This window comes from Stenotrophomonas sp. WHRI 8082 (genome assembly GCF_040223995.2).
Lineage (GTDB): Bacteria > Pseudomonadota > Gammaproteobacteria > Xanthomonadales > Xanthomonadaceae > Stenotrophomonas.
This window is the reverse complement of sequence record NZ_CP167826.1, coordinates 2,108,288-2,124,507: the sequence shown is the minus strand read 5'-3', so window position 1 is coordinate 2,124,507 and position 16,220 is coordinate 2,108,288. Positions and strand designations below refer to the sequence as shown.

The following is a 16,220-nucleotide window of genomic DNA, read 5'->3' as shown; positions in this document are numbered from 1 at the left end:
CCCGGTTTCAACCTGCAGCGAAGCGCATCGGCTCGCTGCCGAATGCGGGATCACTGCTGGCGTGGCGCCCGTTCTCCGCACGCCCGGCCAACCGCTGGCGTGCCCCCTGCTGCTGCAGATGCAGGTCATACCAGCCACCGGTCGTAGTCGCCGCCCAGCGGATCTCTGCCTCTTCACCCACGGCCAGACGCAGCGTGCGCGTGGGCATGAGGTCCGCATACGCACCCCCACGCACATCCAGTGAAATCGTCTGCGGACCCGGGTTGCGCAGCTGCAGAACCATGTCATCTGCGACACGCTCGATGCGGGCTTCCACGGGCATGGCGGCCGCTGCATCACCCTGATAGTGCCGATGGAAGCCATTCGGACCCAGCGCCCACAGGTCATAGCCCTGCACCGCGTGCAGCGGCCAGCTGCCCTGCAGGTCGCGGCCAGGGGCCACGGTATAACGGCGCGGGATCGCCTCCAGCTGCAGACGGTCGTACACATGGATCACCGCCGCCGCGCCTTCGCTGGCCAGCGTCAGCTGCACCTCGGCGGCCACCGCATCGGTCTGGATGGCGATCGCCGGGCGATAGGGCACTGCACGCGAAGGTCTCACGCCGCGCTCCTGCCGCGCGGGCTGCAGGGCCTCGGGCAGCGACGGCAGCGTGCGACCCGGCAAGGCAGCCGCCCGCGAGGCTACCGCTGCGGTGTCGGGCAGCGCGCGTACGAACGGACGCGTATCGGACTGGGTGAAATCGAATGCCTGGGTCAGGTCGCCGCATACCGCGCGCCGCCACGGCGAAAGCTCCGGCGCCGCCACACCGAAGCGGCGCTCGATCAGGCGGATCACCGAGGTGTGGTCGTACACCTGTGAATCCACCCAGCCCCCACGGCTCCACGGCGAGATCACGTACAACGGCACACGCGGACCCAAGCCGTAAGGCCGGCCACGCAGTGCCGGTTCGTCATGCGTTTCGTTGCCCGGCGAAGGATGCCGGTGATACTCACCCACGGTGCTGATCACCGATGCACCGGCCCATCCCCCCTGCTGCGTGGCGTCCGCCGATGGCGGAGCGGGCGGTGGCACATGGTCGAAGAAGCCATCGTTCTCATCGAACATCACCAGCAGCGCGGTGCGGCTCCAGACGGTCGGATCGGCGGTCAATGCGTCCAGCACCTGCGACGTATAGGCCGCGCCCTGAGCGGGACTGGAAGGCCCCGGATGCTCGCTGCCGGCGGCATCGGCAATCAGGAAGCTGACCTGCGGCAGCCGGTTGTCCAGCACGTCCTGCCGCAACTGCGCCAGCCCGCGCGTGCTGACCCCACGTTCGCGCAGCTGCGGGTCGTGGCCCGGTGCGTCCCGCCATGCCGCGCGGAACGCCTGGAAGCCGGCGAGCGGGTTGTCGGTGAAGTTGTCCGCCATGTCCTGGTAGATCCGCCAGTCCACGCCCGCCTGCTGCAGGCGTTCGACATAGGTGGTCCAGGTGTACGACGCCGGGTTGCCGCCCAGCTCGGGGAAGTTGTCGTGCGAGTTGGCCACCGCCGGGCCACCGCCCTGCGCCTGCGGATCGTTGTGGCCGGTCCACAGGAACAGCCGGTTGGGATTGGTGCCCGCCTGCATGGCGCAGTGGTACGCATCGCAGACGGTGAAGGCCTCTGCCAGGGCGAACTGGAACGGCAGGTCGCTGCGGCGGTAATAGCCCATCGCATGGTCCTGCTTCGCCGCGGGCCAATGCGCCATGCGGCCGTGGTCCCATGCCTTCTGCGCATCGGGCCAGGTATGCGGCGTGCCTTCCACCCGCATGTAACCGAAGTGCGCGGCGGTATCCAGCGGGAACGGGGCGATGCCGTGCGTACCGGCCGCATTGGGCTGCAGCCACAGCGTGCGATGCGGCTCGCCGGGCTGCAGGCCGGGGGCCGGCACCACGAAGCGATCACCGAAGCCGCGCACGCCCGGCAGCGTGCCGAAGTAATGATCGAACGATCGGTTTTCCTGCATCAGCACCACGATGTGCTGCAGGTCCTGCAGGCTGCGCGTGCGGGCGTCCGGTGCGATGGCCGCCGCACGCGCGATGCTCGGCATCAACGCGGCGATGCTCGCTGCCACGCCACCCTGCAACAGGCGGCGGCGGCCGATGTCGGAAGGCGGCGTCGGCGCGTGGCTCATAGATCGACCCGCACCGAGAACCCCACCGTGCGCGGCGCGCCGATGAACGCGCTGTCGCTGCCGTCCACACCCGCCAGGTAGCGACGGTCGGTGAGGTTGCTGACGACGAAGCTGGCACCCACGCCCTTCAAGCGGGGCGACAGGTTCTGCAGGTCGAAGCCGATGTTGGCGTTGAAGACGGTGGCGGAGGGCAGCTTGTTGGCGTTGGAGGCATCCAGGTAGCGCGCACCCAGGTAACGGCCTGAAATGCCGGCATTCCAGCTGTCGCCCTGCCAATCCGCCGACACCACCAGGGTGTGGCGCGGTTGGCCGATCACCTGCGCGCCATCCACGATATCCAGCTCGGCGTCACGGGCCGCGTTGCCGCTGCCCAGGTATTCCGAACGGTTATAGGTGTACGCACCATTGACCCGCCAGCCGTTGTCCCAGCCATAGCCCAACGCGGCTTCGACGCCGGTGCTTTCCACGCCGCCGAAGTTCTCGTAGACGCCATCGGTTTCGTCGAGGTAATCGATGCCATCGGCCAACCGCGCCGGCAGATAGACGATGCGGTTGTCGAATTTGATGTTGTACAGGGTGATCGAGCCAGTCAACGGCCAGCGGCTGATGCGCAGGCCCAGCTCGATGTTGTCCGCGGTCTCCGGCTCGACGCGGGCGAAGCGCTGCGCATCGGTCTCGCCCAGCACCCCGGACGGAATGGCGGCGAAGTTCTGCGAATAGCCACCGAACAGCTCCAGCCCTTCCACCGGTAGCGTCCACGTTGCGCCCGCCGACAGCAACGGATCAGACTTCGAATCCGACCGCACGTTCTCGGCCGCACCGATACGGCGTTCCCGCTTCTGGTCGACGAAGAACTGCTTGACGCCCACGCGCGCACTGAATGGACCGAAGCGTGCCACGTCTTCCACGTAGTACATCTGCTCGTCCACGGTGTAGCGGTCTTCGAACTGCACCCAGTACGGCACGTGGTCGAAGCTGATGTCAGTGCCCACGTTGAGCAGGCGATGCCAGTCGCGGCGCACGCTGCGGTCCACGTTTTCCACCCACAGGCCGGCGCGCACGGTGTTGTCGATATCGCCGAAATCCTGCTTCCATTCCACGTCGGCGGTCAGGCCGGCGCGGTCGTTGTCGTAGTGCGAGTGGCGATACGACTGCACGCCCTGCACGCCCTGCACGCCCGCGTCGTAACAGGCCGGATCATAGTCGGCAGTGAAGCCCGCGCGCGGCGTGCAACCCGGACGCACCTGCGCCGCGCTGCCATCGGGATTGACGAAGTAGAACTGGCCCAAGGCCGAGCCGCCGTAAACCGTATCGCCACCGCGGTATTCCGATTCCGGATTGCCCACGCCATCTGCGCGCGCCTGCACCAGATACGGCGGCAGCCAGTCACCGCGGCCCTCCATCCGGTGCGCATAGCCAGCCACCGATGCCTTGAATCCGCTGCCGCCGTCGAATGCCGCACGCAGGTAACCGAACGTGTTTTCGCGCAGCGCGCGCGAGCCGGAACGAAAGTTCTGGTCGAGGTTCGGGATGCCGGTCAGAGTGCCGACCAGACCGTCACGTTCGGGGTTGGTGGCGAAGCTGGCAGGCGAGACGCTGGTGTACTCCGGTTCGTTGGCATCGTTGTACGACGCGTACCCGGTCAACGTCCAGCGGTCCAGCTCGGTGATGAACTTGGCCGCCACGTGGTCGTTGCTGGTCCGGCCACTGCCGTCGATCCAATCGCGCACTTCGGCCGACGAGGCGCTGATCCAGGCGCGGGTGTGCCCGGCCAGCAGGCCAGTGTCGTAGCGGGCGTAATACTTGCGCGCATCGTTATCGCCGCCACCGACGACGAAGCGCACGCGCTGCTCGTGCAGCGGATCACTGGTCAGGAAGTTCAGCGTGCCACCGAGGGCTTCGTTGGAACGCGACGAGATATCCGCCGTGCCTTGGCTGACCTCCACGGTTTCGAGATCCAGCGTGTCGATGTAGCGGTTGGCCAGCGAACCACCGCCGTAGCCCGATCCCCCGTTGGGCAGGCCATCGATGGTGGTGCCGATCTGCTGCGTATCGCGGTTGGTGACAAAGCCGCGCATGCTGATCTGCGTACCCCAGACCGATGAACCGGTGGCGTCTGCTTCACTGACGACCACGCCGGGCAACTCGTTGAGCGCGTTGTTGACGCTGCTCAGGATGGTCTGGCGGTTGAGGGTTTCTTTGCTGACCGTTGTCTTGGCGTAGCTGGTGGCCTGGCCGATCACATGCACCTGGTCGAGGGTACGGGCCTCGTCGGCCGGTGTGGGGGCGGCATCGTTGGCGTACGCATGCAGGGCGGGCAGCAGCATGACGGTGAGCAGAGAAGCACGGGGATAGCGGCTACGTCCGTAAGCGGGCATCGGGTCAGGTCATGGGGTGGGGTCCAGCGGAGTATTGGCGGGGGCGGTGACGTGGCTGTTACATGAAGTGCGATGTGTCCACTACCAGCAAGCGTCTGCCGCGGCCATGCGCTTGCCTGCGCGATCAAGCGTCATGACACCGCAGCGGCTGTCTGCTCGCGCGTCGATGGGCGTGGTACGCACCAGATACCCGCCCGTAGTGGGTACTGTCACGTCCAAGCGGTAGCCGACCAGTTCGCCCGCACAGGCAGGTGTCGGAGGATTCTGGTAGCTGAGCTGCCGGGTGTATAGCCGCTCCAGCACCGAAGCCTGATCCAGCATGCAGTGTTGGGCCAGCACTCGACGGGTTCTGATGATGTATCGGGTGTAGGAGGGAAACGCGATGGACGCCAGGATCGCCACGATCGCGCATACGATCATCAGCTCCAGCAGCGTGATACCCCGGTTGCGGCGCCTCACTGTGGTAGGCCTGCATCACCGCGCCAGCGCAGCTCGCGCCAACTGGCCCGACGCAGCCGGTTGCCGATCGGATTGGTTATCACACCGGACAGGCCACCATCCTCCAGCGACCCGCCCAGCCAGTCACCCAGGAAACCCGGACCGTTGGGGCCCTGTCCAACCAGAAAGCCCGATGACGGCACGGGATGTCCGTCCGCATCAATCAGGTCGCCAGGATTGCCCACCGCGCCATCGCCGTCCATATCGAAGAAGCTGTCGTCCAGTCGCCCGCCGGTAAACGGATCGATGGCCATGAAATAGCCTGACCCTGATGGATTGCAAGGGTTGCTGGCATCGGGAATGCGGGTCGTACCGACCAGCGTCCGGCCGCGGAACTGATTGGGCAACACCATGCGTTCGCCACGCGGCGCAGCGCCGGGTGAAATGAAGTCGATCACCCAACCATCCGCTCCCGGTTGGTCGTTCTTGTCCAGCGCCCGCCCCGTCGACGTTTCCGCAAGGATGCGTGTAGCCACCAGCCCCGAGCGCCCAGCGACGGTCTGTCCGCGGTCGCGGATGCCATACCAGGACTGCACGCCCATGTTGGCCAGATCACGCGTCTCCAGTAGTGCACCCGTACCGAAGAACACCCACGTCATACCGTCTTCCGGATTGCGGCCAACCAAGGGGGTTGCCGTGATGGGTTGCGGTGCGCCGCCGTACTGCGCGGTAAACAGACGCTGTGATTGCGAGCGGACCAGGTCCACGCGGAACAGACCCCCGGCGGCATTGCCCACGTAGGCCGTCTCGGCAAACCCATCACCATCGGCATCCCATGGCCGCGCACCGAACGCGCCACCACCGGCTCGATCCAGCACAGTCGTATGCACCTGCGCCGAATCGAGTGTGATGCTGTAGAGCCGAGACATATCATCGCCACCGTCTGCACCATTGCCCAGCACGACGCGCCAATCCCCATCGGCCACCTGCGCGATCAAAGGCTTGCCGATCACAGCGCCCATGCCTGCGAGGGCCTTGCCATCCAGCTCCCACATCAGACGGACGTCGCCTGGCCGGGTGATGTCGAGCGCGAAGACACCCGGCCCAGCGCGGCCGCGCGTTCCCACCAGGATCGTCTTCCAGCTGCCGCCGACATAGGCGTCCGCGACGGTGAGCTCGCCATCGAGCAGGTAACGGTGCTGGTAGCCTTGCCGGGCATACTGCTGCAGCCCCTCAAACGAAACCGAGCCTGGCATCACCGCGACGTTCTCGTCGCCACTTGCTGCATCGAAGCCATGCAGCATGCCGTCGTTCGCACTCGCGTACAACGCCGGCCTGCGCCCGGACAGCGATTGCACGAAAGCGGCGTAGCGGTCAGCGCCCTGGAAGCGTTTGCCCCAGTAAAGATTGGGATTGGGCGGACCGACGTACACGGGCGAAGAGTTGACGAAATCACCGAGTACGCCTGCACGCAGCCGGAAGTCCTCTTTACCCTCCATGCTGCGGTCTCCCAACAGATACTGCAGCACCCGCTCTTCACCCAATGCACTGCGCTGCTCTGCGCTCAGGGCACTCCAGCTTGCCGTTCCCAGCGCGCCACCCTTTGAGATGAGTATCTTCCGATCACGCCACGGGCGTGCATCCAGCCGCGTCGACGCGCTCCAGACCGCGGTAGTTCCCACCACTCCGGTACGCGCGTCGGCCTCGTATGCGCTGACATCTCCGCGCCAGCTCCCTGTCTGATAGGTCGCACTGTAGATGCGTCCATCGTCCCCGGGCTCACCGCCATTGGTCGAAACGGCAGAGCCGGCGCCCAGCTTGACCTGGGTGATTGCCCTGAAGGCCTGCTCCAGGCTGGCCACCATCCGTGTCGCATCGGAAGCGGCGAAGAAGTTGCGCGGACGACGTTCCCGCCTGTCATTGTTCACGTAGTCAACGCCATTCCACCACCACTCCGGCAGCAGCGGCGGCGCTTTTGGGTTATAGGTCTCGTAGCCACTGGGGACCTCGAAGCCGCCATACTTCGCAGCCAAAACATACTGGTTGTTGGTGAGCTTGTAATCGCCCTTCTCGACCACATCAACCCAATATGTCTGCAGGGTCTGCTTGCCGGGAAAGCCGTTGCGCGCGTCGTCCGGCCGGATGTCCGTCGTGTTGGCCAGATAGGCCAGGGCCGCGATGTAGGCAGAGTTCTGCTGCGCCGCCACACCGTTGTACCAGGGCGCAACCGCACGTGAGCTGGCTTGGGAAGCAGAAAGCCCTTCCATCAACCAGATCTGCTTCAACGCCTTCACCACATCCACCGACGTGTCCGATGAAACCCCTGCAGGTTTAGCAGGCTCTCCCCCCCTGTTGGTTGCTCCGGGCAGGTTCTTGTCGGTCCAGGTGTTGGTATCGCCGATGCCGAGCAGGGTATTGCTCTGGCACTGGTATCGGATCGGATCGTCCCATGCGGCGATGACGGGGAACCCGTCCGCCTGACGGTAGCGCGTCGTGGTGTTCTTCGATAGTTCGCTGAATTCCTTCACGTTACCCAGGCCGCGGATATAGCGCTGCGCGGCGTAGTACAGCTCGCTGACGTTGTCGTAATACTTCGGCGTACGACCCGTCCTCATCTGGCCAAAGCGGTTGAGATAATTGATCACGCCACTGTGCCGAACGCCACCCCCTGTAGAGGACGCGTCGGCCGGATCCGGATTGTCCAGCAGCACCCCCGTGACAGGGTCCCATTCGCGCGCCGGATTGATCGTCGGTGGCGTCAATGGATCGTGGGCAAAGGGACCAATGAACTTCTGCCGGGCCCGCAACACGCCGCCCTCGGCGGCGGTTTCATACCCGCCGGTATCGGCGGCGCCGGGCCCGCCGTTATTGAGATACCCAAAAATGGAGTAACGCAAGCGATCGCTGTTCTTCTGCAGCAGACCCTCTGGCTTGAAGCCGTTGGAGTAGGCCACACAGTTTTCTTCAAGACCAACGGACGGATCGCAGACCTTTACCCTGATGCTGACTTCATAGATGACCCCCTCGTCGCCTGGGTTGCTACCGCGTGGCGGCGAGAGCGTATGCCGCGTGTTGTCTGGATTGTAGGCGACCGATGATGTCGCCGTGTCCAGGTTTCTGGTGGACGAAAAATACATGCGTGCACCCAACCCGTACACACGCGCATAGAACGCCCTGTACTGCGCCGCAGTGGCCGCATTGACCGCGCGCTCGTTGGCAGCCGTGCCACTGGGCAGCCGCCGCGTCTCGAAATTGGCGGCCCGTCCTTGGATGGAGAAGTCGGCTTTCTCAAGCCACGTCTCTGTCGGCGTGTCACGCACCCTGTAGCCGCCGGTCAGGCCCTTGCGGAAGGGATCGATCGTCTGCGTGGCGGCCCAGTTCATGAAGCGGCCATCCCATAGCTTGCCAGCGCAGCCTGCTGCAGGGCGCAGCGATGCGGGTGCGAAATGACGCTGCGCTTCCTGCGCTGCATATACGTAGCGGTAGCACTTGCCAGGATCGAAGTAGCCCACATAAGCGCTGGTCGAATCGTAGTTCCCGAGGTTCGCCGCACTGATCAGCGTCGGAAACTCCACCGACGGCACCAGCACCAGATTGGCGGGCACCTGGATCTCCGCAGTCAGTGGTGTCTGTGCGACTTCCGCGTGCAATCCACCACTGCCCAGCGCCAGTGCCAGGGTCAAGCCCGCTACTGCGGCGGCGTATCCATATCTCAGCATGACTTCACCTCACTCACGTACGACGACGGTCTGCAGCACCACGCGTGCCCGCCCGTTGGCATCCGGGTTCGAGCCACGGGCCAGCACGCGGTAGTATTCCGCCTCTACCAGACCCGGTGACTCACCGTAGTTGGGCTCGTTACCCAAGCCCAGTTCGACATGTGTCTCGCGCCGGCCCATGTACTGCACTGAATACTCAGGCGCACCCGCGCTGATCCCGTTGCTCTGAACATCCGGCGCCACCTGCCAGCTTCGGCCGGCCTCGGTTGCGCCGCTGCTGATGGGCAGGGGACGGCACGCAGGGCTGCCAGGAAGCCCGCTTTCAGAGCAGTTCGTCCCTTCGCCACCAGCACCGAACCGTTTCAGCTGGATCGTCTTTTCGGCCGCCGCGAGTGCGGCCTCCGCGTTCTGCAGCGCCAGCGCGCGGTCGCGCATGGACGATGTCATCTGCTCCTGCAGTACGCCGGCATTCAAGCTCATCACTGCGACGATCGACAGCAGCAACAAGGTGATCAGGACGACAAACAGGGCGATGCCACGCTGTCCGCCGCGATTGCTTTGAACGGCGCGCATCAGCTGCGGGACCTTATCTGGAACGTGTGTTGGAAATGCCGCGCCGCCGTGTCGCCGGTGCGCCCCGGCAGTTGGGGTACGACAGAGAAGCGCACGGAGACGGCGGTCACGTTGTGCCACTCCGCATCCGGGACCTCGGCGGCCGTGACGTAGCGCGACCCACCCCGGACCAGGTACCTGAGCTGGAAGCTGTCGATGCCGGGCACGATCGCCGCAGCGCGTGCCGGTATACCGTCACGCACCACGCTGCGATACAGGGCCGCGCGCTTGTCCGGGCCGGTGCCCACATACCAGCGTACTTGTTCCGGTAGCGCCATCGCGGTATCAGGACCATAGCGCTGCATGGTCGCCAGCGGTGGCATGGCGCCCGCGCAGGCATTGGCACGGACGAAGTAATCCACGCAATTGGCGGGAGCGGCATGCCCGATGGCAGCGCCCGTTGCGGTCACGCGCAGCAGGGTGGTGACCTTGAAATCACATACGAGCAACGCATCGCCTACCGCCGGCGTGTCGACACCCGTTACCGGAATCGGATGCGCGGACTGTGCCATGTCGGTGACCGAGAGCTGCAGAGGAGTCAACGTCCACAGCCGGATGCCCTCTGTTCCGGCCAGCCGCTCGGCTTCAGCGGTTCCCGCGTCGAGGCCAGGCATCTGAAAGACCTGTCCACTGCTTGCCTCATCGGCCCCTCGTACCGGCTCGGACAGCGTCTGCCAGAACAGGTTGTCCCGTTGGGCGAGAAGATTGACCACCGCGTGCCGGTTGTCGCACAGCGTGTCGCCCGCGCCACGCAAGTCTTGGCCGATAAGCTCCATGGCGACCCTGGCAGCTTCCTGGGTCCGTGACACGCCTATCGTGCTGTGGGCATTGGCGGCCGAGTTCAGGTAAATGCTGCCGCATGCCATGATGAGCATCAGGCCAAGCGCGAGCGCCACCATGAGCTCGACCAGGCTGAGTCCACTGCACGCCGCGCGCCTCATGGCGTGAATCCCAGTTCGATCTCGACCACACCCGGATCCGTGCCCGCACCGGCGCGTTGGTCGTCCCACATGATCGACGCCATACAGGCGTCGGCCGTGCAGCGCACTGCACCGCACACCTGCATGGTGGCATCCCCCTGGCCGCTCAGCCCCTGCAACCAGCGACTGATGTCCTGCCGTGCCAGATCCCCGATCGGGGCCTCGTCATGCGTGCAGACCCTGCCCTTCGTATCATATGCACCCGACTGGAATCCGGCCGGGTTGGCACGGATTGCCTCGGCGAGGCTGGACGTGGCGTAGACGGCGGCCGTTCTGACCAGCGCCCCTTCATTGCGCTTCAGTGCAACCAACTGCGCAGACGCCGTAGCCAGCCCGCCGATGGATAGCAAGAGCACCGCCACCATGACTTCGATCAGGCCTGCTCCTTCCACGCCCCGCCTCGAACCCGCTCCCCGCGTCATCATCCGCACCCCTGATCCTCCTTCTGACGCTGGAGCGAGATACCACTCCCTATGACCACCCGATAACGCTTCAGTACCGCCGTGCTGCAAACCAGGATCGAACCCTCTGCCGGCATGCGGCCGCCCATGCTCACCAGCCCGGTCGATTGGAAGACGAGGCCACGTCGGAGCGCATCGGAAACCGTCACGTCACTCCTGTCCGGCATGTGACCAGTACGCAGCACAAGCCCCTTTCCTGTGGTGACGATCCACTGCTGCCAGCCGTCGGACGCGCATCCAGAGCGGTCTCGCGAACCGCACAGGACCACGCTGTCATTGCGGCGAATGGCCTCATGACGTGCAAACTCCATGTCGCTCAACAGGTCGTTGGTTGCACTGGCAATTCGCGTCTGTGCAATGAGCGCGGAGAAGGAGGGCATCGAGAGCGATACCAGGATCGCCAGCACCGCCAACGCGACCATCAATTCCAACAAGGTGAAGCCGGTGGTGAATCGGTTCGGGATAGCTCTACAGCTCATGCTTTGCTCTGATGAAAGAAGGCAGACTCCGTGCACAGCGGCGAGCTACCGCAACGTCGAGCGCCGATCCAGTGAAGTCGGAGTACTGGCATCGCCGTCGCGGACCACACGTGCTTCAAACTTCGGTGCGTTCTCGGCCTTGGTGTCGCCTGTCCCTACTGCAAGATCCCGTCGCTGCAGCAGCGTGGTGATGCGTTTGGTGGCAGCACCCAGGCGTGCATCGTCACCAATGAGAACCTGCAGGATCGCAGCGGTCGCCATCGTCATCCGCAGCTTGTCTTTGCCGGCCACCATCTCGAACTCTTCGTCGTTCATGGCCAGGTGGGTCAGCCATGCGTGGACGATCGTTGCCAACCGGTTGCGCAAGGGGTCAGTAGCGTCCATCGATGGACCTGACAGGCTCACCGTACCTGCCCCGTCAGCCCATCGCGGTCGGACACATCCTTCTGCAGGCTCATCCAACGCCCAAGCATCAGGCCCAGACACGCCGCTACCGCGGTCCATGCACCGGCTACAACCAGCAGTATCTTCAACACGGTTTCCATCTATTCCCTCACTCACTGGCCAGGAATCCGGCGCTGCCGACGGAGAATAGGAAGGACGCTCCGAATTAAGAATCGAAGAACCTCGAAATGCGTTGCGGCCGCGCCTCAGAAGCAGCGGATCCTGTCATGCGGGTGGAAATAGATGCTGCCGAATCCATCCGTCAGATCCACCCTTACCTGTCCTCGCTCGTTACGTCTGACACGTCCAACGCGGCATAGAAACTCGGCGCAGCCTGGAATGCACGCGAGTATCAGATCACCCGAACGCAAGTCACCCGCCTCGCAGGTGTGGGGCAGGACCTCCATGGTGTCGTTGTCGTGAACAGATGACATTTCGCGGTACTCCGGGGTGAAGCGTGCAGACAGATGACCAAGCGGGCGACGCTCGTCGTCCGCGTGCCCGCACGGTACCTCGCGCCTGTGGTCTGCAGTACCCATTCGAGACGATTCATTGTCGTGCAGCCCTGCATTTCGAAATCGTTCGGATCGCTTTTATCTGATCATGGGTGCGGCCCATGAATTAACAGATGGAGGGCGTCGCATGCGTTCTGATACAACCGTGATCGTGCTCGATCAGCATGCGCTTGTGCGCACCGGCTTGCGCGCGTTCTTCAACACGCTCTATGGCATCCGGATCACCGAAGATTTCCGTAGCGCCGGCGCATTGCTGGAGCACCTGCAGGATCATCATGCAGACGTGGTGGTACTCGACTGCTTCCAGGGCGAGCATGCCGCCAAAGCGCAGGCACTGCTCCAAGCCATACAGCACCGCTCCCACTGCAGGTTGGTGGTCTTCAGTTCCGATCTGACAAGCAGCGCACGTGCCATGTGCATCGCCGCAGGTGCAGATGCCTATGTTGGCAAGTGCGAGGTTTTGGACACGCTGGCATCCACGGTGCGGTCAGTCGTCGAGATGAGCCGGCCACGCATTCCCGGGGACGGCGTGGACTTTCTTGCTTCGGCATTGCACGAGCTCACGCCTCGGGAAAAGGAAGTGATGCAACTGGTTGCCGATGGCCTGTGTACGACCCAGATTGCCAAGGCGCTGGATCGTGCCACCAGCACGGTGAGTGCGCAGAAATGGAGCGGGCTGCGGAAACTGCAGGTCAGCAGTGAGAACGAGTTCCTGAAACTGCTGCCGCCTGATTTCCGCTGGCCGCTCCACTGATCGGAACGCGGAGGATCAGCCGGTCTTCTCGATCAAGGCGCGCACCTTGAACAGCTCGGCATCGGTACGGATCCCCAGTTTCTGATAGCCCGATTTCTTCTGCGTGCTGATGGTACTTACCGCACGCGAGAACTTGGCTGAGATTTCCGTCGTCGACATGCCATCGAGGATACAGCGCAGCACCTCATGCTCCCTCGGTGTAAGCGGTTCTGCAAGACCTTGCGGGAGGGCGTCGCGCTGGGCGCGCAGGCCGCTCAGATCGGCCAGTTGCTGTCGCATGGCGCCACTCAGGTAGGTCTTGCCACTGGTGACGGCCTGGATCGCCACGAGCAACTCATCGGCCCCTTCTCCCTTCGATAGGAATCCATTGGCACCAGCCTGCAGCGCCAGCGATACGGTCGCCGGGTTGAAGTGGGAGGACAATACCAGGATGGCGAGGTCGCCAAAGCGCGTGCGCAGCGAGCGCAGCAGGTTGACGCCGTCCACATCCTGCGGCCCCAGCGAGAAATCCACGATTGCCAGATCCGCTGGATTACCGGCTGCGCCGAGTGCGCGGATGAGATCGCGCGCACTGGTGTAGGTACCCACAATATCGATACCCTCCACGCCGGAAAGCCGCCCACGGATACCCTCTATGACGATGGGGTGGTCGTCGACCAGCACCACGCGAATCTTTTTCGGATGCATCGTCGATAATCCCGGAGTGAGCCGCCGCAGCGAGATTACCAGAGCGTGGTGATTCGACGCCACGGTATGGATGGAAGCCGGCTGCCTCCATTCACTTTGCCGTGCGTGACATTATCTTGTTGCTGCGTCCAATGCCGTACGCAGCGCGTCGACGAGGCTGTCGGGAGGCATGCCGCCTTCGCTTATTGTTGACTCCACCGCCTGCGCGCAGCGCGCCAACGCTGTCCAGCCCAACATCAACGCGGCCCCGTTGATCCGGTGTGCGTAGTGATGTGCCCGATCCAGATCGACATTGGCCAACGCAGCATCCAGCGCATTCATGTCCTCCCGCAGCAGTGCTTCATGGTCGATCCCGATCACTGTCGGCTCTACGGGCTCGATGCGGGGTGAACCGATCCGGACGGGCCACAGCTCCAGGATGCCTTGTAGCTCCTGCAGGCGCAGTGGCTTGCGCAGCACGCCGTCCATGCCGCATTCCAGGCACCGCGCCAGATGCTCTGCGCCGGTGGATGCCGAGATAGCCACCACCGGCAGATGCTCGGCCCGGGGCACCGCCCGGATTCGCCGTGTCGTCTCATAGCCATCCATGCCCGGCATGTGGCAGTCCATCAACACCAGATCGAAGGACTCACGTGCAAGGACCTCCAAGGCAGCCTCGCCACTTTCAACCAGAGTTGGCGCGACACCCAGTTCGTGCAGCTGCTGTCTGATCAGCGCCCGATTACCAGGATGGTCTTCGACCACCAATACCGTAGCGGGGGGCGCATGCTGCGCAGCAGCGGCCGTGGCCGTTCGAGCGCGATCGGTCTCGGCCGGCAAGGTCAGGCGCGAGGCCGCCTCGACCAGACTGACCGGGATCGCCAGCGCCACGGTGGTCCCGGTCTCCGGGATGCTGTCCAGCGTGATGCTGCCCCCCATCATCGTGACCAGCTCGCGGCAGATGGTGAGTCCCAGGCCGGTGCCGCCGAACTCACGCGTCGTCGACCCATCAGCTTGGGAGTAGGCCTGGAACAGGTGGTGCTGCTGGTCAAAGGGAATGCCCACCCCGGTATCCGTGATCCGGATCAGCAGCGTGGCGCTACGCGGATCCGACGGGCTCGATGGTTCAAGCCGGGCGTCCAGGTTGACGCATCCGCGCTTGGTGAACTTGACCGCGTTCCCCAGCAGATTGTTCACTATCTGACGCAGGCGCGTAGGATCGATCATCACCAAGCCATCGACCTGGTACTCCAGCCCGTAGTTGATCATCAAGCCTTTTTCATCTGCACGCGGGCGGATGAGGTCGACCGCCTGCTGCAGCAGCACGCGGACATCCGTGGGCAGCTTTTCCAACGTCAGCTTTCCTGCATCCAGCTTGGACAAGTCCAGGACGTTGTCCAGCAGGTCCATCAGCGCCTCGGCCGCGACCGTGGCACCGTCGGTAAAGCCTCTCTGCCTCTCATCGAGCGAAGTACGGCCCAGCAGCTCGATCGAGCCGAGCATGGCGTTGATCGGCGTGCGGATCTCGTGACTCATGGTCGCAAGGAAGCGTGCCTTGGTCTGTTCGCTGCGTACGGCGCGACGTCGCGCCTCGCGTGCCCGCCAGCCGAAGAAGGCCAACAACGCCACCGCCAGCAGCAACAGGGTCAGTTCCACGCGGCGGTAGTGAAGGATCGACCAGATGGTGGGCGCACCGTAATCTGCCTGGGACAGGTAACGTTCGTAGATCTCGTCGCTCTCGCGCGCGGTGATTGATCCCAATGCCTTGTCCAGAATCGTCAGCAACATTGGATTGCTGGCGCGCACCCCCATCTGCGCCCGGTAAGGCGGGATGTCCAGCATGCTGGCAATACCCAGCTGGCGCCCGTACTTGCGTCGCAGCAGCGGCGACAGGGTGGCTTCGGTGCCCACCGAAGCGTAGGCCTCTCCGTCCACCACTTTCCGCAGGCTGTCCTCGGGGCTGATGACCTCGATGGGTATAGCGCCGGGCCGACGATCGGTCAGGACTTTCTGGATATCAGGGCCGCCACGGATCGCCACACGCTTGCCCGTCAACGTGTCCGGCCCGAACGTCGAGGCGGCGTCGCCGCGCGTCACCAGAATCAATGGACTGGCGAAGTACGCCTGCGAGTAGCGGAGTGAGCGGTCCACCTCGGGACTTACCGTGGTGGGGCTGGCATTGGGAAACAGGTCCACGCGTCCCTGCAGGAAGACCTGCTGGGACTCTTCCCAGGTGCGCGTGGGAACGAGCTGGAAGGACAATCCGGTGCGCTCGGAAAGCGTCTCCAGATACGCCGCGATCAGGCCTTGGTATGTGCCGTCCACAATGTCTTCAAGGGGACTGACGTTCGGTGCGCCGGCATAGTAGACAACCGGATGCTCCGCAATCCACTGGCGCTCGGCCGCGGTGAAGCCAGGCGTGCTGGCCAAGGCCGGGAGGGTGAACATCAGCATCGCGACCGCGCTTGGCCAGCCGCGCCGCAATGCGATGGACCATCGCTGAAGTGCAGCAGTCACAGGGAGTTTCCTCTGGCGGGCCGTATATCCGACGTTGGCAGGACGAGGCGCTGCCGCAGGCAACCGGAACCATCGACGGGGTGCCACCGTAGCACGCACCACAAT

General features: G+C 64.1%; 13 protein-coding genes. 1 reads left to right on the top strand and 12 read right to left on the bottom strand.

The features are described from left to right. Nucleotides 1-7: 7 nt before the first annotated feature. The 10 genes from ABRP17_RS09255 to ABRP17_RS09210 all read right to left on the bottom strand — a co-directional run bounded on the left by ABRP17_RS09255 (nucleotide 8) and on the right by ABRP17_RS09210 (nucleotide 11,752). Nucleotides 8-2,152: a phosphocholine-specific phospholipase C gene (locus tag ABRP17_RS09255; RefSeq protein ID WP_349985705.1), complete on the bottom strand. Its 2,145-nt coding sequence runs from the start codon at nucleotides 2,150-2,152 to the stop codon at nucleotides 8-10. Beyond that, nucleotides 2,149-4,530: a TonB-dependent receptor domain-containing protein gene (locus ABRP17_RS09250; protein WP_349985704.1), complete on the bottom strand. Its 2,382-nt coding sequence runs from the start codon at nucleotides 4,528-4,530 to the stop codon at nucleotides 2,149-2,151. The genes ABRP17_RS09255 and ABRP17_RS09250 overlap by 4 nt, the downstream gene beginning before the upstream one ends. Nucleotides 4,531-4,611: 81 nt before the next feature. Then, entirely contained in the window at nucleotides 4,612-4,989 is a 378-nt protein-coding gene (locus tag ABRP17_RS09245) for a type IV pilin protein (protein ID WP_349985703.1), read from the bottom strand. Further along, a complete protein-coding gene (locus ABRP17_RS09240; protein ID WP_349985702.1) occupies nucleotides 4,986-8,687 on the bottom strand; it encodes a PilC/PilY family type IV pilus protein in 3,702 nt (1,233 codons plus the stop codon). The genes ABRP17_RS09245 and ABRP17_RS09240 overlap by 4 nt, the downstream gene beginning before the upstream one ends. 9 nt (nucleotides 8,688-8,696) lie before the next feature. After that, nucleotides 8,697-9,260, bottom strand: a complete 564-nt coding sequence (locus ABRP17_RS09235; protein ID WP_188325698.1) for a PilX N-terminal domain-containing pilus assembly protein — start codon at nucleotides 9,258-9,260, stop codon at nucleotides 8,697-8,699. Further along, on the bottom strand, nucleotides 9,260-10,240 hold the full coding sequence (locus tag ABRP17_RS09230; protein WP_349985701.1) for a PilW family protein: 981 nt from the start codon (nucleotides 10,238-10,240) through the stop codon (nucleotides 9,260-9,262). Before ABRP17_RS09230 ends, ABRP17_RS09235 begins: the two co-directional genes overlap by 1 nt. Then, nucleotides 10,237-10,710 carry a type IV pilus modification protein PilV gene (locus tag ABRP17_RS09225; RefSeq protein ID WP_372486744.1) on the bottom strand — a complete coding sequence of 158 codons (474 nt, stop codon included), beginning with the start codon at nucleotides 10,708-10,710 and terminating at the stop codon, nucleotides 10,237-10,239. Before ABRP17_RS09225 ends, ABRP17_RS09230 begins: the two co-directional genes overlap by 4 nt. After that, entirely contained in the window at nucleotides 10,701-11,174 is a 474-nt protein-coding gene (locus tag ABRP17_RS09220) for a GspH/FimT family pseudopilin (RefSeq protein WP_372486743.1), read from the bottom strand. The genes ABRP17_RS09225 and ABRP17_RS09220 overlap by 10 nt, the downstream gene beginning before the upstream one ends. 90 nt (nucleotides 11,175-11,264) lie before the next feature. After that, nucleotides 11,265-11,603: a hypothetical protein gene (locus tag ABRP17_RS09215; protein WP_188325694.1), complete on the bottom strand. Its 339-nt coding sequence runs from the start codon at nucleotides 11,601-11,603 to the stop codon at nucleotides 11,265-11,267. A gap of 17 nt (nucleotides 11,604-11,620) precedes the next feature. Next, nucleotides 11,621-11,752, bottom strand: coding sequence for a hypothetical protein (locus ABRP17_RS09210; RefSeq protein ID WP_372486742.1), 132 nt, complete (start codon nucleotides 11,750-11,752; stop codon nucleotides 11,621-11,623). A 571-nt stretch (nucleotides 11,753-12,323) separates the two neighbouring features. Between ABRP17_RS09210 and ABRP17_RS09205 the strand changes: the two genes are divergently transcribed. Beyond that, entirely contained in the window at nucleotides 12,324-12,932 is a 609-nt protein-coding gene (locus ABRP17_RS09205) for a response regulator transcription factor (RefSeq protein ID WP_349985699.1), read from the top strand. Between the two features lie 15 nt (nucleotides 12,933-12,947). Here the strand turns inward: ABRP17_RS09205 and ABRP17_RS09200 are convergent, their stop codons facing one another. Further along, nucleotides 12,948-13,619, bottom strand: coding sequence for a response regulator transcription factor (locus ABRP17_RS09200; RefSeq protein ID WP_349985698.1), 672 nt, complete (start codon nucleotides 13,617-13,619; stop codon nucleotides 12,948-12,950). Between the two features lie 111 nt (nucleotides 13,620-13,730). Then, complete coding sequence (locus tag ABRP17_RS09195; protein ID WP_349985697.1) at nucleotides 13,731-16,115, bottom strand: ATP-binding protein; 2,385 nt, start codon at nucleotides 16,113-16,115, stop codon at nucleotides 13,731-13,733. Nucleotides 16,116-16,220: the final 105 nt, after the last annotated feature.

Coding starts and splice junctions, on each gene's coding strand:
- ABRP17_RS09255 (WP_349985705.1), bottom strand. CDS start 2,152: ATGAGCCACGCGCCGACGCCGCCTTCCGACATCGGCCGCCGCCGCCTG.
- ABRP17_RS09250 (WP_349985704.1), bottom strand. CDS start 4,530: ATGCCCGCTTACGGACGTAGCCGCTATCCCCGTGCTTCTCTGCTCACC.
- ABRP17_RS09240 (WP_349985702.1), bottom strand. CDS start 8,687: ATGCTGAGATATGGATACGCCGCCGCAGTAGCGGGCTTGACCCTGGCA.
- ABRP17_RS09235 (WP_188325698.1), bottom strand. CDS start 9,260: ATGCGCGCCGTTCAAAGCAATCGCGGCGGACAGCGTGGCATCGCCCTG.
- ABRP17_RS09230 (WP_349985701.1), bottom strand. CDS start 10,240: ATGAGGCGCGCGGCGTGCAGTGGACTCAGCCTGGTCGAGCTCATGGTG.
- ABRP17_RS09215 (WP_188325694.1), bottom strand. CDS start 11,603: ATGGACGCTACTGACCCCTTGCGCAACCGGTTGGCAACGATCGTCCAC.
- ABRP17_RS09200 (WP_349985698.1), bottom strand. CDS start 13,619: ATGCATCCGAAAAAGATTCGCGTGGTGCTGGTCGACGACCACCCCATC.